This window comes from Flavisolibacter ginsengisoli DSM 18119, assembly GCF_900129295.1.
GTDB lineage: Bacteria > Bacteroidota > Bacteroidia > Chitinophagales > Chitinophagaceae > Flavisolibacter > Flavisolibacter ginsengisoli.
Window position 1 is genome coordinate 388,266 of sequence record NZ_FQUU01000001.1, and the last position, 23,357, is coordinate 411,622.

Below are 23,357 nucleotides of genomic sequence, written 5' to 3' on the forward strand. Positions count from 1 at the left end.
CAATTAACGCATGAGCTTTATCAGCTCTTGTTTTTTGAAATAGTTTATATTTGACTGCAACGATTGCTGCTATTTTTTAAATAGCAGACCAATACATCTATGCAGAAAAAAACTATTATTACAGGCACAGGTAGTTATATTCCTTCCGAGATCGTTAGCAACAGGGACTTTACTGTGCACAACTTCTACGCTGAGGATCACAAAAGAATTGAAACGGCTCCCCAGGAAGTAGTGGATAAATTTCAACAGATAACCGGGATCGCTGAAAGGCGATATGCCCCTTCCCACCTGAATTCCTCTGATATTGCCACCATAGCTGCCCAGGCAGCAATCGAGGATAGTGGAATAGATCCTGAGACCCTTGACCAGATCATTGTAGCACATAATTTCGGGAATGTTATCAAGCATACTATCCAAACTGATGCTGTACCTTCTCTTGCCAGCAGGGTAAAACACAATCTGAAGATTCGCAACCCTTATTGCGTAGGTTATGATGTTTTATTTGGGTGCCCGGGTTGGGTACAGGGTATGATACAAGCTGACGCCTTCTTTAAAGCGGGAGTGGCCAAAAAGGCTTTAGTAATAGGAACTGAAACCCTATCGAGGGTCATTGATAAATATGACAGGGACAGTATGATCTTTAGTGATGGTGCAGGCGCTACTGTAATAGAATATAAAGAAAGTGATGGTAGCGGTATATTGTCATCTTCCGCAGTCAGCCATTGTACAGATGAAGCCTATTATATTCAATTAGGGCAATCGAACTTTCCTGGCAGCGATCCGCGCATACGCTACATAAAAATGAAGGGTCGCAAGGTATATGAATATGCTATTAAACATGTAGCTGAAGCTATGAAGGAATGCATGGACAAAGCGGGCATTGATATTCATGATCTAAAAAAAGTATTTATTCACCAGGCCAATGAAAAAATGGATGAGGGCATCATTAAGGTGCTTTATAAACTGTATAATATCACTACTGTACCAAAAGACATTATGCCAATGAGCATACAATGGCTTGGCAATAGTTCTGTTGCTACTGTACCCACGCTATATGACCTTACTTTAAAAGGAAAGGTAAATGGACATCGATTGGAAAAGGGTGATATCATTCTTTTTGCTTCTGTAGGTGCAGGAATGAATATCAACGCAATTTGCTACAGGATGTAAGTTTTTTTATTAATGTAAAGTTATAAGGGTGAAGTTATATTCACCCTTTCTTTTTGGCACATATTTTTTATTCATTCCCCGGTTTGATATGGGATATAAAGTTGAAATAGTATTAAGCCAAAAAGAATTATGATAGTTACAGAAGAGCAAAGAAAAGAAGCACATGCCTTTTACAAACAGGCATTGGACATATTAAATGAAAGCGGTGTCCCGTTTATGTTAGGTGGCGCGTTTGCAATGTTTCATTATACCGGTATTTACAGGGATACAAAAGATCTGGATATATTTTGCAAACCAAGTGATTACCCGCGCATTCTGAAATATTTTGCGGATAAAGGTTACCGGACTGAACTATACGATGTCCGATGGCTAGCTAAAGTGCACCATGGTGAATATTTCATTGACATTATATTCGACACAGTTAATAATATCTGTCGTGTTGATGATTCTTGGTTACAGCATGCTCCTAAGGCAAGATTTGTTGGAGTAGATGTATCCCTTTTAGCCCCTGAAGAACTTGTCTTTTGTAAACTATATGTTCTTAACAGGGAGCGGTATGACGGTGCAGATGTCAACCATGTTTTATTAAAAACCGGGAGAAACTTTGACTGGAAACGATTGTTGTTTCATATGGATCCCCATTGGCATATTCTATTGGCCCAGTTACTTCAATTCCAGTTTGTATACCCCTCAGAATATCATGAGATCATTCCTAAATGGCTTTTTGATGAATTAATGCGCAGGGCACATGAGCAATATGACCTGCCCCCAGCGTTTGAAAAAGTTTGCAGGGGCCCTATGATTGACCAAACACAATATGAGGTAGATATCAAGGAATGGGATTATAAAACCTATACGATAAAAACTGTTTAGGATGGAGGAAATAAAAAAAACGAAGATAGCAGCAGTTGCAGACATACATGTGAAAGAAGGTGATAAAGGAAAATGGTTAGAATATTTCAAGGAAATATCTTCTCAGGCATCAATCCTGGTAATAGCAGGTGACCTTACTGATACAGGTGATGAAATGGAAGCCCAAGTCCTGGCAGATGAATTAAAGGCTTGTACAATACCTGTCGTAGCTGTTTTGGGTAACCATGATTTTGAAAAAGGGAGGCATAAACTTATACGGCAAATACTTTCAAAAACAGGTGTTCATATATTGGATGGCGAGGCAATCATTATTGATGATGTAGGGTTTGCAGGCGTTAAGGGATTTGGTGGGGGCTTCGATAAACATATGCTTTCCTTTTTTGGCGAAGGAGCCATGAAGGCTTTTGTTCAGGAAGCCGTTGATGAAGCACTGCATCTTGATAGGGCCTTATCGCGCCTGGATGCTGAAAAAAGAGATATCAAGAAAATAGCAGTTTTACATTATTCTCCCATAAAAGATACTGTAATAGGGGAACCTGAACCGATATACCCCTTCCTGGGTTGCTCACGGTTAGCTGAACCATTGAACAGGCACAAGGTTTTAGCTGCCTTTCATGGCCATGCACATATTGGCTCGCTAGAGGGAAAGACCAGTGATGGGATAGCAGTGTATAATGTTGCCATTCCAATTTTACAAAAAGCAGGTTTAACCGTTCCATTTTACATTTTTGAAGCATAAAATAATCAGCTAGATTATATGGTGTAGCAACAACGCATATAAATTTTAGATACCTTCCCAATGGAACTTCAACGTAAAGTTGTGGTATTTTTTGTATGGAATTCAAACTCAGGCCATGGAACATTGAAGACCGGTATAGCCTTGTCGAGTATGCGAATAACTATAATATAGCGAGGTTTATGACCGATAAGTTTCCATACCCCTATACACTGGAAGATGCTCTTAATTTTATTGAAATGGCATTTATGGGTGAACCACCAAATATTCTTGCTATTGAAGTAGACGGTAAAGCAGTGGGTGGCATTGGCCTTCATATTCAGCCAGATATTTATCGAAAGAATGCAGAAATGGGGTATTGGCTGGGAGAACCTTATTGGGGAAAAGGTATTATTTCAAGTGTCATTCCCCAAATGGTGGATTATGGATTTAAACATTGGTCTATCAACAGAATTTTTGCCCGGCCTTTTGGGATCAATAAGGCATCTCAAAAGGTCCTGGAAAAAGCAGGTTTCCTATTGGAAGGGAAATTCGAGAACACCCTTTATAAAAATGGAGAATACCAGGATGAACTTATATATGCTATACGTCTGAAAAAGTAATTGCAAATAAAATACAAGATGATAATAACCAGAAAAGCAACTTCAGAAGACCTTGAAAGTCTAAGTATCTTATTTAACGCTTACAGGGTATTTTACAATCAAGCTGATGACCTAAAGGGCGCTTTTGAATTTTTAAAAGAAAGGCTCCTACAGCAGGAATCCGTGATTTTTGTTGCAGTCAATAATAATAAGATAATTGGTTTTACACAACTCTACCCTATTTTCAGCTCTGTTAGTTTGAAGAAAGCCTGGCTATTGAATGACCTGTTCATAGATCCATCAGCAAGACGGTTGGGGGCTGCAGAATTGCTCTTGAATGCTGCAAGGAAGCATGGTATAGATACAGGATCCAAGTGGCTATTATTGGAAACTGCTTTGGACAATATTCCTGCACAGAATTTATATGTAAAAAATGGATGGGTGAGAACTGAGGACATCTTTTATACATTGGCTCTTTAGGGTTTCCGAATTACGTTAGACAACATTAGCATTCTATTTGTTACTTACGATTAAATCATAGTATATGGATGTACAGGATTGCATCATTATTGGGGGCGGACCGGCAGGATTAAATGCAGCCGTGGTTCTGGGACGTTGCCGAAGGAAGGTATTAGTATTTGATGTAGGTGAATATCGAAATAAAGCATCTCATGGTATGCATAATTACCTGACAAGGGATGATATTGTGCCTAAAGAATTTATCAAGATATGTCACCAGGAACTGGAAAAATACAGCGTGCAATTACTAAGAAAGAAAATTGTTAAGGCTGAAAAAGATGGTGATGGGATGTTTATTGCAAAGGATGAAGAAGGCAGAACCTATTCGTCAAGGAAATTATTAGTGGCCACAGGACTTACAGATAATATTCCTGATATACCAGGATTTAAAGAGTTTTACGGGAAATCGGTATTTCATTGCCCCTATTGTGATGGATGGGAAATACGCGATAAAAAGATAGGAGTATATGCCCGAAACAAAAACGGATCTGAACTGGCGTTATCCTTAAAAGGGTGGAGTGATTCTGTAGTTTTGTTTACTGATGGCAAAAACAAAATAAAACCTGCGGAAAAGGAACAACTTGATGCATTAGGTATTCCTGTTATTCAACATCAGATTAATCGGCTGGAAGGAAAAGACGGGCAAATACAAAAGGTAATTTTCAGCAATGGAGAACAAATAGATTGTGATGCCTTGTTTTTTGTTAATGGGTATAAACAGCAATGTGACCTTGCGGAAACCTTTGGGTGTGAGATCAGTAAAAAAGGGGTGGTAATTACCAACCGTTTTCAACAAACCAATATAGAAGGACTATATGTAGCTGGAGATGCTGCTAAAGACATGCATTTTGTGGTGGTAGCTGCTGCTGAAGGTGCAAAAGCAGGTGTTATTATCAATAAAGAATTGCAAAAAGAAATAGTACAGAAACTTATTAAAAAGCCTCAGCAACCCCAGGTTTCATTGAAGCATATCCCTGCAAAATAAAAGTATAGCTAAGTGTTTATTTAACTTTCAGGAAAGTAAAAATTTGGATGGCTCAAGGCACTTGGTATACCTTTTGGGATTTTTACAATATGAAAATATCCTTTGTTACAACCAAAAGACTGGCTATACCAATTTGTATGATTTTAAGCTCCTTATTTATACAAAGTTCTTCTTTTGCCCAGGACTCTAAAAAAACAAGCTTAGAACAAGCCATTCAATCTAAACAATTTATTTTTAAGGCTCAAACCGCATTTCCTATGCGCGGAGGTATGAGGCAATTAACATCTGAATATGATCTGAAAGTTAAGGGCGATACTATAATAGCCTATCTACCTTATTTTGGACGGGCTTATGTAGCTCCTATTGATCCCACCAAGGGTGGAATTCAATTTACTTCTACACAAAACAATTATACCTTGAAGGCCAAAAAGAAGAACTCAGAAATAACAATTGTCCCTAAAAATATACAGGAAGTTCACCAACTTCATCTTAACATTTCCCCTAATGGGAATGCCAGTTTACAAGTGATCAGTAATAACAGGGATCCGATCACTTTTAATGGATACGTTGAGGCTCTAAAGGAAATAAACTAATATTTTTAGAATCCCATGCATCTGAGGCATCAAACTATCGGTAATTGAGTTTTTATTTAGTCTTTTGTCCTGAAAATTCTTATTATGGCACAGCTTTTTTACTATGTAGATAACAATAAATCTTTGTTATGTCACAAGATCATTTGAATGCACAACCCGGCGATGATAATAATAACAGGTTAAGGGATGAACCTTTTGAAAGCGATACCCAGAAGATCGTTAAACGTCACCTTGAAAATAAGGATGATGTGATCACTGAAGAAGATATAAGGAATGTCAGGGTTGGAATGACTCCCCCTCTTGATGATGCTACTGAAGAAGCCCTTGAGGAAAGGGAGGAAAAAATTGCAGATCGTAAAACTATCGATGAAGATGTGACTCCAGGTGGGCAAAAAGTAACTCCATGGGATATTGTGGAACCTGAAGAGTAATTAAGAATTGTTGGTCGAAAGGTACATTGACAGTTGCCAGGAAACTCAAAAATGGAGCGCCCTATGTATATTTTATTGTTGGATCAGAACCTTTGCTTCTTTTACCAGGCACCCTAACTTTTCCTGGAGCTGTTGTTTTTCATCATCTTTTAAGTTGATATCAATTTTCTTTTTATTATTATCGGTCAAAACAATTGAAGTCAACTTCTGCTGTGTCATTTTTTGCAAAACAGAGGGAGTTGTTGTTGAGTTTCTGAAAACTATAGTGAAAATGCCATCACAATTCATAGTGGTAGCATTCCTTTGCGTGCTTTTAGTACGAGTGCCGTCAAAAGTAAGTGCCGCTGAAGATTCATCATCAAAACAATTTCCTTCCCCCATCGAAAACAACAATTTCACTTCCTTAGCATCAGCCACCATATTAAGAGAAAACTTTCCTCCCCAGGAAGAAAAACGCATAAACCCGGTAGAGAGCTGGGGTTGTTGTGTAAACGGGTCTTTCTCCTTTTTTAACTCACAATTCTGAGCTGATACAAATAGTGGTACTACAAAAATCAAGAGTAATAACGACTTCATAAGTTATAATGAATAATAAAAATAGAAGCTATTGTTCACTAATAGAATTGTTTTAATGTTAAAATAGGGCTAACAAGCACAATGGATATTCTTTGTTTGAGCTGGTTTAGTATTTTACCAATTGATTTCTGATGTTAAAGGCATTTGGAAATTATTACTATACATTTAAGGCAAAATCCTATTATCGAATTTTGATTGGCAAGCATCCATACATGTACAAAAATCTATACCTCTCTATATTTTTACTTTTAATTACTTCCACCCTTTTTAGTCAAACCACTTTCCGTATCAGTGGAAAAGTTACTAATAACAAATTGGAGCCCCTGGCTTTTGTAAGTATCCAGTTAAAGCAATCGCAGGCAGGAACAATCACTAAAGAAGACGGGACATACAGTTTGACTGTTGATGAAGGCACATATGACCTTATGGTTAGCATGGTTGGCTACAAACAACAAAATTTAAAACTGACACTGAACAAAGATTATGTTCAAAATATAATCATGGAGGAAGATGACACCAAAAACATGGAAGATATTGTCATCAAGGTGAAGATCAGGGACCGGTCAGAAGAAATTGTAAAAAATACAATTAGACAAAAAGATCAGATAGAAGCTGCCGCAGGGCCGTATTCGGTCCGGATGTACATCAAGGCTATTCAACAGGATTCATCCCTAGGAAAGAAAGAAAGAGCCAAAATTGATAGTTCTCTTTTCCATAGTTCCAATGCTGACCTGAATGGCATGGCAATGACAGAAGTTTTGTTACAATTAGATCATGAATCTGACCAGCACATTAAGGAAGAACGATTGGGGGTGAAAAGTTCAGGAGAAGCTGCCGACAACCTTTTTTATCTTTCCGCCACAGCCGGAGATTTCAACTTTTACAACAACCTGGTAAAAGTTCCAACCATATCGGAAACTCCTTTTTTATCCCCTATCAGCTATAGCGGTTTGTTGGCCTATAAATTCAAAATGCTGAAGATCGAAAAGAGAGATGGGAAAAGAATTTATACCATATCAGTAAAACCCCGGCAGATCAGTAACGCAACTGTTGAAGGTGAAATGACCATCCAGGATAGTACCTGGGCATTGTTACATACCCGTTTTGTTTTTCCATCCTATCATCTTCCAGAGTATGATTTCTTTGAAGTAGAGCAAAACTATGACTTTGTTCATGATACTGCCTGGATGCTGAAAGATCAACGCTTCAGCTATTATACGAAATCAAAAAAGACCCGTCTATCAGGACAAACACTGGTTACCTACAGTGATTATGAATTAAATAAGAAATTTGATAGGAAGCATTTCGGTGTGGAAGTGAGCGCCACAGCCCAGGAAGCCTATGAAAAGGATAGCTCTTTCTGGGAAACTGTCCGAACTGTTCCACTTAGTGAAAAAGAGATACGTTTTATACGTTACAGGGACAGTATATTCAGGGTAACTCATACAGAGGCTTACCTTGACTCCATAGAAAAAGCCAACAACAAGATAACCTGGAAAAAAATAGGTCTTTTTGGACAAACATTGATCGACAGGAAAAAAGAAAGGACATGGATGATACCTCCCATAATCTCTCTTTATGAACCCTTCCAGTTTGGGGGTGCTCGTGCCCACCTGGGATTTTATTATTTTAAAAGGTATACTTCCAGGAAAGACCTGACCCTTTATTCTGACTTAAGTTATGGTTTCCGCAATAAGGACATAAATGGCAGTATTAAACTTACCCGCATGTACAATCCCTTTAACCGGGGGTATTACATGTTCGAGGTAAACCGGAATTTCGACCGTATTTTCCAGGGAGATGCCTGGATCAACCAGATCAAAAGAAGCAGTTATTTTCTGAATAACTATTTTGCTGTTGGGCATGGATTAGAAATTGCAAATGGCCTGTTCCTATATACCGAAGGTGATATAGCGCTGAGAAGATCTGTAAGGGGATACAGGACAAATGATAGGTTAGATAGCCTTTTAAAAGGAATACTTGATAATAACCAACCGGTTTATTTTGACCCTTATAATGCTGTGTACGGGCTCGTAACACTTAAGTATACCCCAAAACAGCGTTATGTAAGGGAACCCCGGGAGAAGATTATCCTGGGGTCGAAATGGCCAACCTTATTTGTGACTTTCAGGCGGGCATTTCCCGGTCCTTTTAACAGTATAGCTGATTTTGATTATTTAGAATTTGGCCTGGAACAAAAGATCAGTCTTGGCCTTTTAGGAACCACCAGGTATACTACCCGAACGGCCACCTATCTTAACCAAAAGAACCTTCGTTTATTAGACTATTCTTATCAACGACAGGGAGACCCTTTCCTATTCATGAATCCTGACGAAGCTTTCCAGGCCCTTGACTCAACTTTTCCCTTATTCAAAAGGTTTTATAATGGGCATTTGGTTCATGAATTCAATGGTGCCCTGATCAATAAGATCCCATTATTAAAAAAGTTGCAATTACGGGAGATAGTTGGTGGAGGGTTTCTTATTGCACCGGAAAGAGATCTTCGCTACGGTGAATTATTTGCCGGAATAGAAAGAGTTTTCAAATGGCCATTTAACCCTCTTACAAAATTCAAATTGGGAGTATATGTGGTAACCTCTGCAGCAAACCAGTTTAAAAATCCTGTGCAGTTTAAGGTAGGTTTTACAACCTGGGATAAAAGAAGAAATAAATGGAATTAACCATCCAGCTCTAATTACCAATAATTATTTATCGGACTGTATTTATTGAAATTCAGTTATTTCAATGAATCAAAGCTATATTTAACCATATTCCAGAATTCATCCAGGGCTATTATCCTGGGCTTGAAAAAAGATATCAGCTTTGGCCAGTCTTGTTTATTAAAAATACTTACTCCTTCAATCTCATCATATACAATACTTACTGGTTGCCCGTTTTCATCTTCTGAATTCAATAACCATTGCCAGGAACCGGGTAATGTTTTATCCATAACATTTTTCAATTCAAATAATTGCTCAAAATATAATTCCCTGATACCAGCATCTTTATGATTTAATACTATTGCCGTATATGCAGCTTTATTATCAGCGTGCATTTTAAAGCGTATATTCTTTTCGCCTGTTTTATAATTTACCCAATTGATCTTTTCTCCTTCCGAAGACAATAATGGATTCATATACAGGCCGAAACTTGTCCAGAATTGGTGTTTTAAAATTGAAGCTTCCTGCTTTGAATACATATAAACAAAATTAGCAGGCAATAATTTTATTATTTGGAAATACTATTGAAAAAAACAAGCATCACAATGGTAATGAATGGACAACCTTTTGCAAAAAATAACGTATATTCATAAGACACCTTTCCTTCTTAAAATGCAATAACCTGGATAAGCCTTTATCATTTTATGAAAAGGTTTATTGTTTTTCTTCTTGCTTTTTTCATTGCGCTTTCTTTCAAGGCCAGGGCTGATCATATAACCGGCGGTGAGATGTTTTATTCTTTTGCAGGTAAAAGTGGAACTGATAATAAATACAATGTGACTCTTAAGCTTTACATGCTTTGTAATAGCGGAAGACGATTCAATGACCCCACAACAATTGCCATCTTTGACAAAAGCACATATCAAAAGATCCAGGAAATCCCTGTTCCTTTGGCGGAACAATCAACCATTAGTTTAAATAATCAAAACCCTTGTATCACCAACCCGCCAACAGTTTGTTATGTTATAGGATTTTATCAATTTTCCATCGTATTACCTCCGAATACCGATGGCTATTTAATTGTGGGGCAGGTTAACTTCCGTATTGCAGACATCAATAATTTCATATTGGGCTATAGCCAGGTTGGTGCTACTTATACTTCAGAGATCCCTGGGAATGCCATTTTATCTAATGCACCAGAAAATAATAGTGCCCATTTTACAGGTAATGACCTGGTAGTAATTTGTGCAAATAACCCCTTTTCATACAGCTTTGCTGCTGCAGATGCAGATGGAGATGAACTACGTTATTCCTTTTGTGATGCATATCAAAGTGGAACAAGCGGCCCTAACGCTGTTCCACCACCTCCGCCCTATGATCCTGTGCCATATGGACAAGGTTTTACAGGTACATCACCGTTAGGAAATAATATAACATTAAATACACAAACTGGGTTGATCACAGGTATTGCTCCGTCAGCCGGGATATACGTAGTTACAGTTTGTGTACAGGAGATCAGACATGGAAATGTAATAGCAACACAAAGGAAGGACCTGCAAATAAATATTGCAGAATGTACAATTGCCTCTGCTAGCCTCTTGCCTGAATACTTATTGTGCAGAAACTCTAATTCTCTAACAATTTCAAACTTATCCAACAGCCCATTGATCAATTCTTATAACTGGCAGTTTTCAAATAGCTCCGGTAATATAATTTTCAGTTCATCCAATGCATCACCAACAGTCAACTTTACTGATACAGGTATTTATAAGGTTACGCTATCTATCAACTCAGGGCAATCATGCACGGGTACCGCAAGTTCCCTTATAAAGGTGTACCCCGGCCAAACTACGGACTTTTCAATTGAAGGGATATGTGTGGATAAGCCAACTTCATTTATTGATAATTCAAAAACAGTGTATGGTGTTTTACAATCCTGGCTTTGGGATTTTGGCGATCCTAATACTACACTTGATACTTCTAATAAACAAAACCCTTCTTACACACACAGTGAAACTGGTCCAAAGCTTATTCAATTGATCGTTACAACCAGCACTGGTTGCAAAGATTCTGTAAAAAAGGTTGTAAATATTGTTGACAAGCCTCCTATTACATTTAACTTCAGGGATACATTGATCTGCAATGGTGACAGCGTACAATTAAAAGCTATAGGGTCAGGCATATTTACATGGTCTACTTCAACAGGAATCATCAATAGTAATTCACCCACGTTGCTGGTTCATCCTGAAAAAACTACCAATTACATTGTCAGCCTTAATGATAATGGTTGTATCAATAACGATTCGCTTAAAGTAAACGTGGTAAATTTTGTAACATTAAAACCTAGTAATGATACTATTATTTGTGCTAATGATCCAGCATCCCTGACATGTATAACAAATGGACTTTCAATAAGCTGGTCACCTGTCACAGGTATTGAAGATCCTTTCTCGTTAAATACTCTTGCCAGGCCAGATACAACCACAACCTACAATATACTTTCTACAATAGGCCATTGCTCGGCTACAGCCAAGGTTAATATCAAGGTAGTGCCATTACCCACGGTTAATGCAGGAGTTGATACCACCATTTGTTTTCAATCTGTAGCGCGGCTACGTGGCGCTACTAATGGAAACAAATTTAATTGGTCGCCTGGTTCTCTGGTTAGTGATTCAAATAGCCTGGAACTTGCAGTGCATCCGCCAGGGAGTATGTATTTTGTATTATCTGCAACCGATAATAAAGGCTGCCCTAAAACAGCAAGAGATAGTGTATTTATAAGGATGCTACCCGAGGTAAAGGCTTTTGCAGGAAATGATACTTCAATAATTTTAGGACAACCATTACAATTAAATGCTTCAGGTGGTGTACGGTACCAATGGTCACCTGCATTGAATCTTTCTTCCACTTCAACTAATAATCCTATAGCTACATTTTACGAACCAGTTGATAGGGTTATCTACAAAGTCCAGGTATACGATGAGGCCGGATGTAACGACTCCTCATTTATTGCTATCAGTGTATTTCAATCAGAACCGATAATTTTTGTCCCAAATGCCTTTACTCCTGGAAATGATGGCAAGAATGATATTTTGAGACCTATTGCTGCTGGCATGGCCAAAATTGAATACTTCCGCATATATAATCGTTGGGGCCGTTTAATATTTGAAACCACCCAAAATGGAAGAGGCTGGGATGGAAGTATTAATGGCTCTCTGCAAGGAACACAATCCTATGTTTGGGAAGTAAAAGCCACAGATTATAAAGGCCAATCTTATTTTCAAAAAGGTATTGTAACTCTTATAAGATGATAACCTTTTATTTTGAGGTTTCCCTTCCACATGCTGGAGATATTTTTGTGGCAATACTAAATTTCTTTTTGTATTCAGGTAAATGGCACATTGTTCGAACTATTGTTACAAAATTGAAATATTATGAAACAGTCGTGGAAAAGATTAGTTGAGCAAACTGAAGTGAAGGCAGGCAAATTAAGATTTAATACTGCCCTGTTTATGATATTTATGTTCCTTGCATTTTGGGGCATTAGTTTTTATGTGCTTGTCAATAGCCTTGCATAAATGATCAATATTATTAAACACCACCAGGTGCTAATTCTTAATTATATTAATTCAAATAATGCCTGTACTAAAATTCTTTTTTGGAAATAAAGTGCAGGCTATTTAATTCATTGTATAGATTTTCAAGAAATCTGAATCGACTTTTAATAGATCTATTTTCATCTCAATTCAGCAGCTTTATGCAGATGAATACATTAGAAGACATTATATCGCCCAATAAACTCCAGCAATTAGAACCAGGTTTACTAAAAGTTATTTTATGATTTACATTCCTGAAGTTTGAAAAGAAGCACTGTTGCATTCTTATTTTTGTGGTATGCCTGGAAACTTACATTTTTCAAATTCTTCTGACTCTGATATTCCTGAACTGGTCAAACTGGTCAATAGTGCATACAGGGGTGAAACTTCAAAGAAGGGATGGACAACAGAAGCTGACCTGTTGGATGGAATAAGAACAGATGAAGATGGCATCTATAAAATGCTTCATCAACCTGGTTCTGTTATCTTAAAATGTATGGTTGGCAATAAGCTTGCTGGTTGCGTGTATCTTCAAAAACAAGCAGATTTTCTTTATCTCGGCATGCTAACAGTTTCACCGGAACTCCAGGCTTCGGGTATTGGAAAAGAATTATTAAAAGTCTCGGAAGAATATGCCCGCAAGGAAGGTTGTCATTCCATCAAAATGACGGTAATAACTGTTCGAAGCGAGCTAATACGATGGTATGAACGAAGGGGTTATTTTCAAACTGAAGAACGCCAACCCTTTCCTAATGATTCAAGGTTTGGGATCCCAAGGCAACCCCTTGAATTTCTGGTAATGGAAAAGAAACTAAGATGAGATTTATAAAACAATCCATGCCGTTCAAAAATTTTGTTGCCAGTGTTCAACTGCTTGCTGACAACATATGATAGAATTACAAACCGGATCAACAGTTCCTTAGGCTTTTCATATTTATATTGAACAAAGCTTCTCCTTAAATTTGCTTCATGTCAACTAAGCTCTCGGTAAACATTAATAAAATTGCCACACTTCGTAATAGCCGGGGAGGTAATAATCCTGATGTTGTGAAAGTTGCTATAGATGCGCAACGCTTTGGTGCGGATGGCATCACTGTGCACCCCAGGCCTGATGAACGACATATACGTTACCAGGATGTAAGAGATATAAAAAAGGTAATCAATACAGAGTTCAATATTGAGGGCAATTGCAGGGAACAAAAGTTTGTAGACCTTGTTTTGGAAAACATGCCTGACCAAGTAACCCTTGTGCCAGATGAACTTGGTCAGATAACTTCAGATCATGGTTGGGACACCTTAAAGAATAAGGAATATTTAAAGGAAATGATTGCTGTATTCAAATCTGCAGGCATAAGGGTCTCCATCTTTGTTGACCCTGTTATTGAAATGGTGGAAGGCGCCGCCAGAACAGGAACAGACCGAATAGAACTATACACTGAAGGATATGCCAGGCAATATGCATCCGGAAACCGAAATTCAGCAATAACACCTTATGTGGCTGCAGCAAAAAAAGCCAAAGAGTTGGGTCTTGGTTTAAATGCAGGACATGACCTTGACCTTAATAACCTGAAATTCTTCAAACAAAATATTCCATGGCTGGATGAAGTAAGCATTGGACATGCACTCATCAGCGACGCTATTTACCTGGGTTTAGAAAATACCATACAGATCTATAAACGTCAACTTGCTGAATAATTAAATGCTAATAAGTTATTTGATAAACAATTCAATGATTAAGCCCTCATGATCTTAATCATTGAATTGTTACTATTCATCTAAATAGCAGGAATTAACGGAATACTTGGAAGAGCTGGCGATGCCGCAGCTGTAGCTCCAAGTGCCACCAGTGCAGAAGATTTAAGGGCTGAGCCAAGCTGGCCTGTTGCAAGCTTACTGATTCCCTTTGTGTTTTTCCTTTGCCTGGATATTAAATAACCCAATGCAAACAAAGCCGCAGCTATAGCAATCTTCTTGATTAAAACGCCTTTAGCAGAAGGAATATGTACAGGCTTCCCGTTTTCATCAAAAGCTGCTGCTTCTTTCACATAGCGCCCGGTTGCAGGCATACCTCTCTTCCAAAATTCCCGTGATAATTTATGTAGTTCTTTCCTGGCTAAATCTCCATACATGGCGTGACCATGACCAGTAGCCATGATATTAGGTTCCAACGCAGCCAATTCTTTTACAGAACGCGCAGCTGCACCCCAATCAGGCGTAAAATATTTGGGAGGTCCACAGACGAATTCCTTCTGCGTAGCTACTGCCAAAACCGACTCCTGCATAGTGGTAACAAAGGCATCACCTGCAATCAATAAACCATCTTTTTCCCTAAACAGGCTTATGTGTCCGGGAGTGTGTCCTGGTGTATGAATCCATTTCCAGTCTTCTAATTCCGGAACAGTTCCATCATTAGGCAATTCTTTTAAATAATCACTTGCATTGATTGGACCTTTTGGATATGTAAAAGAAAGTAAAGACATCATACCTCCACCCACCGATGGGTCGGCTGGCGGGTAAGATGACTGACCAGTTAAGTAAGGCCTTTCCATATGGTGGCAATATACAGGGGTCCCCCACTCTTCTGCTAATTCAAGCAATGATCCTCTATGGTCAAAATGGGCGTGAGTCATAATAATAGCCTTAGGCCGGCTGCCACTACCACCAAATAAGCTGGAAGCCAGGCTCCTGATTTTAGAAGCCGTAGATTTCAATCCTGTATCTACAAGTACCCAGTCTGTTCTTTCCCTGTTCTGAATTATATACACATTCACAAAGATGTCTTTCAATCTCCATACGCCTGGAGCTACTATCCAACTATTATTACCAACAGATCTTTCCTCTGTGGCTGACTTCTCCCGTCTTTGTACTAATGTTTGATTCATAGTAATCTTTTAAGGATGAACAAATAGCGGGGCAAATAATATACCATGGCATATTACGTATACCAGGTAGTTATCTCATCATCAATAATGGATAAATCGGGGCAACCATTAGATTTCTAATGATGAACTCTCTTTTCTTTCAGCATGTGCTTAAACCTGCTAAAGGTTTCCGGCTGAATGTTGAGATAGGATGCAAGGAATTTTTGAGGCACCCTTTGAATCAGTTCCGGATTCTTATGAATGAAGTCAAGGAAGCGTTCCCTGGGAGTAAGACGAATCATATTGGTCCACCACTTATCCTTAACAACCATGGAAAATGTTACTACCAATCTTCCCAGCCTTTCCATTTTTGCACTTTTTGAATATATCCTCTCCAGGTTCTCATAGTTGATTGATACAACAGTAGTAGGCTCAATGGGTTCTACACAATATTCTGATGGAGTCCGGCTATGAAAGGATTCCTGTGAATGAATTATGTGGCCTTCAGTAGAGATCTGTGTTACCATATCTCCATCACCTTTCTTATAATACTTCAATACCAACCCTTTAAGAATAAAATTCAGGTACTCTTCTACTTCTCCTATTTTACACAATGGTTGCTTTTTCCTGAAATGGCGTATCTGGAGGTAGGGCCTGATATCATCATTAAATTCTTGTTCCTTAAGATCTATAAACTTGTGTAGAAACAGGAAAAATGGCCGTACATTTTCCATGCTGGCATCTTGTGAAGGTTATAATGAAGTTTGCCACCATAAGTTACTACAATTATTGCATTTCATAGTGGATCACCACGTAATAAAGTTTTTCTTTATTGGCTCTTTATTAATTGCCCTGAGGATATCTCTAAAAACTGCCTACATCTGGAAAAAGATTCCTGTAGATGCCAGGTCCCCTCCTTATATTACTCATAGCTGTAACTTAAAATAAACCTTAGTTTTGCCGATTATTTAAACAAACCACGCATAAATGACACAGAAGATTAAAGTTGCCAACCCGGTTGTAGAACTGGATGGTGATGAAATGACCCGTATAATCTGGAAATTTATTAAGGACAAATTGATCCTTCCCTACCTGGAACTTGATATTAAATACTTTGACCTTGGCATTGAATACCGTGACCAGACCAATGACAGGGTAACTATTGATGCTGCTAATGCCATAAAACAATATGGTGTGGGTATCAAGTGTGCTACCATCACTCCTGACGAAGACAGGGTAAAAGAGTTTAGCCTGAAGCAAATGTGGAAAAGCCCTAACGGTACTATCAGAAATATACTGGACGGAACAGTATTCCGTGAACCCATCGTTATCAAAAATGTTCCGCGCCTTGTCACAACCTGGGATCGTCCTATTGTTGTTGGCCGTCATGCTTTTGGCGACCAGTACCGGGCCACAGACTTTGTTGTTAAAGGAAAAGGCAAGTTGACAATTACATTTGAGGGTGATAATGGAGAAAAGCAGGAATACGAAGTTTACAACTATACCGGAGAGGGAGGTGTAGCCCTCGCTATGTATAATACCGATGAAAGTATCCGTGGCTTTGCACGCAGCTGTATGAATATGGCATTGCAAAAAGCATGGCCTTTATACCTGAGTACAAAAAATACTATCCTGAAAAAATATGATGGACGCTTCCGGGACATCTTCGCCGAAATATTTGATGCAGAGTTCAAACAAAAATTTGCAGAGGCAGGCATTACCTATGAGCACCGCCTTATCGATGATATGGTGGCATCTGCTATGAAATGGAATGGCGGCTTTGTATGGGCCTGTAAAAATTATGATGGAGACGTGCAGAGTGATTCTGTTGCACAGGGCTTTGGTTCACTGGGATTAATGACTTCCGTACTTGTAACGCCTGATGGACAAACAATGGAAGCCGAAGCAGCACATGGAACAGTAACCCGCCATTACCGTGAGCACCAGAAAGGTAACCCAACTTCTACTAACCCTATTGCTTCCATCTTTGCATGGACAAGAGGTCTCGCCTTCCGTGGTAAGCTGGATAATAACCAGGAACTAATCAACTTCAGCAATGCACTGGAAGAAGTCTGTATTGAAACAGTAGAAAGTGGTAAAATGACCAAGGATCTCGCCTTAACTATCAACCCTGGAAAAGTAGAACATGGCAAGGATTATTTATATACTGAAGAATTCCTTGATGCCATTGACCAGAACCTTAAAAAGAAAATGGGTATTTCCTGATAATATCTCATCATTTATAATAAAAGGTGCTTTCATCTGAAAGCACCTTTTATTATTCCTACACTGACCAATATCACAATTTTTCTATACAGCCATCATCTCCTCCCTGTCCATTTAATTGTTCATTTACAATATCAAAATGAGAGGTCATGAAAACAATGCTTATCATCCTCGTATTTATACATGGATTATTGCATTTGTTAGGGTTTACAATTGCTTTTAACATTACAAAGCTTTCGGAAGTTGCCATATCTGTTTCCAGATTCAGTGGCATTCTATGGCTTGTTGCGGGCTTGCTTTTAATCAACTCCGTGCTATTCTATATTAACGATAAGGATTGGTGGTGGATAATTGCAGGTGTAGCCTTATTGCTTTCTCAATACCTGATCATACTTAACTGGAAAGAAGCAAAATATGGCACTTTGATTAATGTCATTATCCTGGCTATCATACTCGTTTCTGTTGCAACGGCACAATTTAAAGACCAGTACCATAAAGATGTACAAGAGCAATTGGATAAGAATGCTAACCATAATTCCAATATTTTGACTGAACAGGATTTTGAATTATTGCCCAATGCTATTAAAAAATATTTAAAGTATTGCGGAGTAATAGGTAAGCCAAAAGTTAATCACTTTAAGGTCCGGTTTTCAGGTCAGCTAAGAAAAGATACAAGTGCAGCCTGGATGCCTGTTACAAGTTCGCAGTATAATTTTGTTGATAGTACCAGCCGCTTCTTTTTTATGAATGCAATGATGAAAGGTATGCCTGTGGCTGGATATCATCGCTTCAGTAATGGCAAAGCCGTAATGGATATAAGGCTGTTATCATTATTTAAAGTACAATACAAGGCAGGTAAAGAAATGGATGAAGCTGAAACCGTAACCTTCTTCAATGATATGTGCTGTTTGGCTCCAGCTACACTGTTAGACAAAAGAATAAAATGGCTGGACAGTGACAGCCATAAAGTGAAAGCAAGTTTCACCAGCAATGGTATAACAATCACAGCAACCCTCTATTTCTCAGATGATGGTAAGATGACCAATTTTGAATCTAACGACAGGTTTGCCATAGCTGCAGATAATAGTTTTAAAAAGGCTCAATGGTCAACTCCGATCAGGGGATATAAAATTATCAATGGAATTAATCTCCCTGCCATTGCCGAAACCATATGGCATTTCCCTAAAGAAGACCTTTGCTATGGGTCTTTTACCATTACCAATGTGGAATACAATCCCACATACTTAGACACCAAATAGCATCTGCATGACCTTAGTAATACAATACCTGTTTATTCTTTGATCCCAACATTGATTATCCCGGTAGGTACAACAGAAATTTATACCTTTCATTACATTAGTATGCTGATTACAATTTGTGTCTGAAATCTGAAATTTTCAGCCTAAATAAATAAAATGAAACCACTTCAAATAGCTGCTTATTGCACAATATCACTATCCATTATTTTATCAGCTTGTTCTGCTTCCAGGAATGTAAAGACCAATTCATATATTCCCGATTCGCAGTCCTTGTATGATACAATAGTAAAATGGGATAATATTTATTTTACCGCCTACAATACTTGTGACCTTGAGAAGCAACGATCTATTTTCTCAGACAGCCTGGAATTTTACCATGACAAAGGAGGTCTTTCCACTTCCAAAAATGATATCATGCAAGCGCTTGAAAAAAACATTTGCGGAAAAGTGACAAGGGAATTAGTAGCAGGTAGTATAGAAGTATATCCTATAAAAGACTTTGGTGCAGTAGAAATGGGAATTCACCGATTCCATAACAACCAGGAACCTCCCGGAACGCCATCACATGCGGGAAAATTTGTCATTATCTGGCAGCACACCAACAATACCTGGAAAATCACCAGAGTAATTAGCCTGCACTAAGCTTATATAATTGCCTGGCCATTAATAGCCTGGTGAAACAAGCATTGACATAACCTTACCAACGGCTACATATTGATAACCTGACCATGCTACGCTTCTAATAGTATATAAATGATCATCGGGATACGCTTGTGTCCAGTTTACACCATCACTGGAAGTGTATATGCCATTACCAGCGCCCACAAAAGTTTTCCCTGAATAACAAACACCTAATAATCCTATAGCCGGATTGGCAACATAGCTCCAGTTAATGCCATCATTGGAAAATCCGGATACACCGCTTCCCACGGTAACAAATTTAGATCTGGTCCATATAACATCATTTAAGGAATATCCCCCTGTGGCAGAGCTGGATCTGTTGGTCCAATCAATACCATTTGGTGAAGTTAATAATAGAGGCTTCCGGGTACCCTCTACAAAGTAACTACCCACAGCCACAAATAGGTTTCCTGACCAGGCAATGGAGGTAAGTTCACCACTATGAACCGTAAATGGAGATGCAGTCCATACAATACCATCTGTAGATTCTTGTATCTCTGTTTGGTTATTGGCCATATTAGCCCCGACAGCAATAAATTTTGAACCTGACCAAACAATGCCATAAAGCCGGAAATCGCTTACGTCACCTATAGATCTAATGGTCCAGTTTATTCCATCCGGTGAGGTTAATATGGTTTTATTTTCGCCAACAGCCACATACTGTGTTCCAGACCAGGTGATTCCCCATAACATATTATTAGTTCCTGTATGTTGCAATGTCCAACCCGAAACACTGTTAGAAGTGATAACTATTCCCGCATGTCCGACAGCCATAAATTGAGAATTGGCCCATATGATCTTATTTGGCTGGTAAGTACTTGAAATAGTAGTTTCCTGCCAGGACTTACCGCTATCATCAATCACAACCTGCACGGTCCCTGATAATTTATTGGAAATATTTCCTTTACCATCAATTATCCATATATCGAAAGTATAAGTAGCAGGAGTCGCTGACAATCCTACTTGAAATACACCGGTTAAAATGCCACTAACTTCACTATTAGCTGGTATATCCTGTGTAAGATCTGCCCCGGCAGATGTAGTGAGCCTCAACTGGTGCACACCCCCTTTGGCATTGGCAAAATTGATTTTTCCATAAAATGTAAAAGAAGTAAGATCAGGTCTTAATGTAACTATGTGTGGGTCGTATTCCAAACCTGAAATGCTGAAAGTTGTCGGGTTGGGGGGAGGGTTTCCACCTGATGTTCCCCCATTTTTTGAACATTGGACCATAAGGCCGCAGCAACAAAGTATTATGAATAGGCGTATAGAGGTAATCATACCCTAATCTAAAAGATCACCACTATTGAAACCAATGACAGGAAATTGAAAGATCACTGACAGGTATCAACCATTTCCATTTGATTTATTATACTGATTAATATGCTTAATAAATCGCATATCCTAAACTGGTAAAAGCATATTAAATAAGTATTGATTAAAATAAATCCCATTTAAATACATCCGGGTCTCATTAACCCTATTTACCAGGGTTGTGAATGATAATTTGATCAACTCCAGGGTATTACACCATATAGGCCTGGGATTCCGTTGCCGGTCATTTATACTTTACTTCTGATTTCTTTATTCCCTGGCTATACTTACTCCCTACCTCCGGTATAGCTACTGTATAGAAACGGTATGGATACTCCGTGCGGGCACGGAGTATCCATACCGTAGATAGGGAGTTCTTAGTGCTTTGGTATACTGGAAATAAGGAGAAGTACCGCAGCACTATAGAACAAGCATAATCGAATGCTATGGGCAGCAAAGAACAAATAATGCTATGATCTGATAGGTTTATTGAGGTGATTGGGAGCTATTCCTGGCTGGAGTACTCTATAATATCAAGGAAATGAATGTATTATAATTACCTGGTTTTCAACAAGAAAACTTGTCAACCTTCATTTGCCCTGGAGTTTGCTGAATTCTAAACCATGCAGGTCATGTAGTTTATTGATAGTGCTTTCAAGGTTTTCCATTGGAATACCAAGTACCATGCGGCAAAATAATTGTGCTTCATTTTGAAGTATGACACAGCCAAAGCGTTTTACCACCATCATCACTTCATTCATTAGTGTATAATCAAAACTTAGCACATAAGTTTCCAATATAGGCTTCTGAATAATAGGTGTCAGTTGCAAAGCAAGGGAGGTGACCATCTTGTAGGCATTGATAAGACCGGGTACCCCTAACAAGGTGCCACCAAAATAACGTACTACTATTACCGCTACGTTGGTGACACCTTTACTGTCTATTTGACCCAATATAGGCTTGCCTGCCGAACCAGAAGGCTCACCATCATCGCCTGCGCGAAAGTTATTTCCATCCGTGCCAATACGGTAAGCAAAGCAATGATGTGCTGCCTTGGGATGTTCTTCTTTTAGGGCTTTTAAATGCTTCTTAAAATCATCCGCAGTAGCAACAGGGTAAGCATAAGCAATGAAACGGCTACCCCTGTCCTTATATTCTGCAACAGAAGGCTTCTCAATAGTGTTATAATGGTTCATTCAATTTGATATGTTGATAAGTGCGGATAGTATCTGATGCAATACCCTCTGAAAATATGAGTGTCCCCTGTCTAAGTACTGGTGCAGCTAAACCTTCTCCCAGGAACAAATTTTCATTGGTGATCACCCTTGCCTCATCCCACATATCTTCTTCAATAAAAGATTGCAATAATACGGAACCGCCTTCAACCAGAAGGGATTGTATTTCCATATGGTATAAGGCATTCATTATTTGTTGCACCAGGCTATCAGAAGAAACTACCTGGTAATAATGTACGCCTGGCTGTTGGCGGACAACTTTCAAATTTTCAATGGTGTTTTTTCTTTCATTAAAAACTATGGTTGGAATAGATCCATCAAATAGCTTTAATCCGGATGGCAGTGTCAATTGTTTATCTATTACCATTCGCACCGGGTGATTTCCGGGCCATAGCCTTGTATTTAATGATGGGTCATCCTGAATGGCTGTATGGGTACCTATTAAAATAGCCATTTGTTCACTTCGCCATTTGTGTACCAGCCTGTTAGTAAATGCATTGGTAATAAAAAGCCGGGAAACAGGGAGCGGGCTATTTCCCAATGATGAAGAATACCCTAATTTACTATCTGCCGTTTGCGCCCATTTTAGCATAATATATGGCCGGTGGCATGTATGAAAAGTAAAGAACCGCTTATTCAATTCCCTACATTCCTTTTCCAAAATCCCCGAAACAACCTCTACCCCTGCTGACAAAAGCTTTTCAATTCCTTTTCCATCCACCTGTGCAAAAGGATCGCGGCAACCAATAACCACCCTTGGTATATTCATATGTACAATCAAATCAGCACAGGGAGGCGTCTTCCCAAAATGAGCGCATGGTTCCAGGGAAACATATAAGGTGGATTGACTGATCAACTCCTGTTTATCCGGGCTAACTGAATTGATACAGTTGACTTCAGCATGAGGTTCACCATATTTCCGATGATAACCCTCACCTATTATTTTGTCATCATGTACCAGCACGGCACCCACCATAGGATTGGGTGCTACATTGCCAACACCGAGTTGTGCCAGTTGAAGACAACGGTACATATATGTTTCGTGTGAAGTCGCGTTCATT

Annotated in this window: 23 protein-coding genes; 16 read left to right on the plus strand and 7 right to left on the minus strand. The window is 38.8% G+C overall.

What is annotated here, in order from left to right; all coding sequences use genetic code 11:
- Positions 1-99: 99 nt before the first annotated feature.
- The 8 genes from BUA53_RS01635 to BUA53_RS01670 all read left to right on the plus strand — a co-directional run bounded on the left by BUA53_RS01635 (position 100) and on the right by BUA53_RS01670 (position 5,888).
- Complete coding sequence (locus BUA53_RS01635; protein WP_072833487.1) at positions 100-1,170, plus strand: 3-oxoacyl-ACP synthase III family protein; 1,071 nt, start codon at positions 100-102, stop codon at positions 1,168-1,170.
- A gap of 129 nt (positions 1,171-1,299) precedes the next feature.
- Positions 1,300-2,043, plus strand: coding sequence for a nucleotidyltransferase (locus BUA53_RS01640; protein WP_072833488.1), 744 nt, complete (start codon positions 1,300-1,302; stop codon positions 2,041-2,043).
- Position 2,044: 1 nt separating this feature from the next.
- Entirely contained in the window at positions 2,045-2,782 is a 738-nt protein-coding gene (locus tag BUA53_RS01645) for a metallophosphoesterase family protein (RefSeq protein WP_072833489.1), read from the plus strand.
- A gap of 95 nt (positions 2,783-2,877) precedes the next feature.
- Complete coding sequence (locus BUA53_RS01650) at positions 2,878-3,381, plus strand: GNAT family N-acetyltransferase (RefSeq protein ID WP_072833490.1); 504 nt, start codon at positions 2,878-2,880, stop codon at positions 3,379-3,381.
- A gap of 18 nt (positions 3,382-3,399) precedes the next feature.
- Positions 3,400-3,840 (plus strand): GNAT family N-acetyltransferase, encoded by a 441-nt coding sequence (locus BUA53_RS01655; RefSeq protein WP_072833491.1) that lies wholly within the window; start codon positions 3,400-3,402, stop codon positions 3,838-3,840.
- Positions 3,841-3,904: 64 nt separating this feature from the next.
- The gene (locus BUA53_RS01660) at positions 3,905-4,864 is read left to right on the plus strand and encodes an NAD(P)/FAD-dependent oxidoreductase (RefSeq protein WP_072833492.1); all 960 of its coding nucleotides are present in this window, start codon (positions 3,905-3,907) and stop codon (positions 4,862-4,864) included.
- An 89-nt stretch (positions 4,865-4,953) separates the two neighbouring features.
- Positions 4,954-5,457, plus strand: a complete 504-nt coding sequence (locus tag BUA53_RS01665; RefSeq protein ID WP_072833611.1) for a DUF4251 domain-containing protein — start codon at positions 4,954-4,956, stop codon at positions 5,455-5,457.
- A 128-nt stretch (positions 5,458-5,585) separates the two neighbouring features.
- Positions 5,586-5,888 (plus strand): hypothetical protein, encoded by a 303-nt coding sequence (locus BUA53_RS01670; protein WP_072833493.1) that lies wholly within the window; start codon positions 5,586-5,588, stop codon positions 5,886-5,888.
- 72 nt (positions 5,889-5,960) lie between these two features.
- Here BUA53_RS01670 and BUA53_RS01675 read toward each other — a convergent pair whose 3' ends face one another.
- On the minus strand, positions 5,961-6,464 hold the full coding sequence (locus tag BUA53_RS01675) for a hypothetical protein (protein WP_139256306.1): 504 nt from the start codon (positions 6,462-6,464) through the stop codon (positions 5,961-5,963).
- A 212-nt stretch (positions 6,465-6,676) separates the two neighbouring features.
- Between BUA53_RS01675 and BUA53_RS01680 the strand changes: the two genes are divergently transcribed.
- Entirely contained in the window at positions 6,677-9,145 is a 2,469-nt protein-coding gene (locus BUA53_RS01680; protein WP_072833612.1) for a DUF5686 and carboxypeptidase regulatory-like domain-containing protein, read from the plus strand.
- Positions 9,146-9,201: 56 nt separating this feature from the next.
- On the opposite strand, the gene BUA53_RS01685 is transcribed toward BUA53_RS01680, so the two are convergent.
- Positions 9,202-9,663, minus strand: a complete 462-nt coding sequence (locus tag BUA53_RS01685) for a DUF4268 domain-containing protein (RefSeq protein WP_072833495.1) — start codon at positions 9,661-9,663, stop codon at positions 9,202-9,204.
- A gap of 165 nt (positions 9,664-9,828) precedes the next feature.
- Here BUA53_RS01685 and BUA53_RS01690 point away from each other — a divergent pair, with 165 nt between their 5' ends.
- From BUA53_RS01690 to BUA53_RS01700, 4 genes are all read left to right on the plus strand, one after another.
- Entirely contained in the window at positions 9,829-12,435 is a 2,607-nt protein-coding gene (locus BUA53_RS01690; RefSeq protein ID WP_072833496.1) for a PKD domain-containing protein, read from the plus strand.
- A gap of 123 nt (positions 12,436-12,558) precedes the next feature.
- Positions 12,559-12,702, plus strand: a complete 144-nt coding sequence (locus BUA53_RS21110) for a hypothetical protein (RefSeq protein WP_175545993.1) — start codon at positions 12,559-12,561, stop codon at positions 12,700-12,702.
- A gap of 316 nt (positions 12,703-13,018) precedes the next feature.
- Complete coding sequence (locus tag BUA53_RS01695; RefSeq protein WP_072833497.1) at positions 13,019-13,540, plus strand: GNAT family N-acetyltransferase; 522 nt, start codon at positions 13,019-13,021, stop codon at positions 13,538-13,540.
- A 149-nt stretch (positions 13,541-13,689) separates the two neighbouring features.
- Positions 13,690-14,415, plus strand: a complete 726-nt coding sequence (locus BUA53_RS01700; RefSeq protein WP_072833498.1) for a pyridoxine 5'-phosphate synthase — start codon at positions 13,690-13,692, stop codon at positions 14,413-14,415.
- 80 nt (positions 14,416-14,495) lie between these two features.
- Here the strand turns inward: BUA53_RS01700 and BUA53_RS01705 are convergent, their stop codons facing one another.
- A complete protein-coding gene (locus BUA53_RS01705; RefSeq protein ID WP_072833499.1) occupies positions 14,496-15,602 on the minus strand; it encodes an MBL fold metallo-hydrolase in 1,107 nt (368 codons plus the stop codon).
- Between the two features lie 116 nt (positions 15,603-15,718).
- The gene (locus BUA53_RS01710; protein WP_072833500.1) at positions 15,719-16,315 is read right to left on the minus strand and encodes a Crp/Fnr family transcriptional regulator; all 597 of its coding nucleotides are present in this window, start codon (positions 16,313-16,315) and stop codon (positions 15,719-15,721) included.
- 253 nt (positions 16,316-16,568) lie between these two features.
- Here BUA53_RS01710 and BUA53_RS01720 point away from each other — a divergent pair, with 253 nt between their 5' ends.
- From BUA53_RS01720 to BUA53_RS01730, 3 genes are all read left to right on the plus strand, one after another.
- On the plus strand, positions 16,569-17,807 hold the full coding sequence (locus BUA53_RS01720; protein WP_072833502.1) for an isocitrate dehydrogenase (NADP(+)): 1,239 nt from the start codon (positions 16,569-16,571) through the stop codon (positions 17,805-17,807).
- A 149-nt stretch (positions 17,808-17,956) separates the two neighbouring features.
- Entirely contained in the window at positions 17,957-19,066 is a 1,110-nt protein-coding gene (locus BUA53_RS01725) for a DUF6544 family protein (protein WP_072833503.1), read from the plus strand.
- A 156-nt stretch (positions 19,067-19,222) separates the two neighbouring features.
- Positions 19,223-19,708, plus strand: a complete 486-nt coding sequence (locus tag BUA53_RS01730) for a nuclear transport factor 2 family protein (RefSeq protein WP_072833504.1) — start codon at positions 19,223-19,225, stop codon at positions 19,706-19,708.
- Between the two features lie 21 nt (positions 19,709-19,729).
- On the opposite strand, the gene BUA53_RS01735 is transcribed toward BUA53_RS01730, so the two are convergent.
- The 3 genes from BUA53_RS01735 to ribD all read right to left on the minus strand — a co-directional run bounded on the left by BUA53_RS01735 (position 19,730) and on the right by ribD (position 23,356).
- Positions 19,730-20,980 carry a hypothetical protein gene (locus BUA53_RS01735; protein ID WP_072833505.1) on the minus strand — a complete coding sequence of 417 codons (1,251 nt, stop codon included), beginning with the start codon at positions 20,978-20,980 and terminating at the stop codon, positions 19,730-19,732.
- A gap of 671 nt (positions 20,981-21,651) precedes the next feature.
- Positions 21,652-22,257 (minus strand): IMPACT family protein, encoded by a 606-nt coding sequence (locus BUA53_RS01740; protein ID WP_072833506.1) that lies wholly within the window; start codon positions 22,255-22,257, stop codon positions 21,652-21,654.
- The gene (gene ribD / locus BUA53_RS01745; protein WP_072833507.1) at positions 22,244-23,356 is read right to left on the minus strand and encodes a bifunctional diaminohydroxyphosphoribosylaminopyrimidine deaminase/5-amino-6-(5-phosphoribosylamino)uracil reductase RibD; all 1,113 of its coding nucleotides are present in this window, start codon (positions 23,354-23,356) and stop codon (positions 22,244-22,246) included. The genes BUA53_RS01740 and ribD overlap by 14 nt, the downstream gene beginning before the upstream one ends.
- Position 23,357 lies beyond the last annotated feature (1 nt).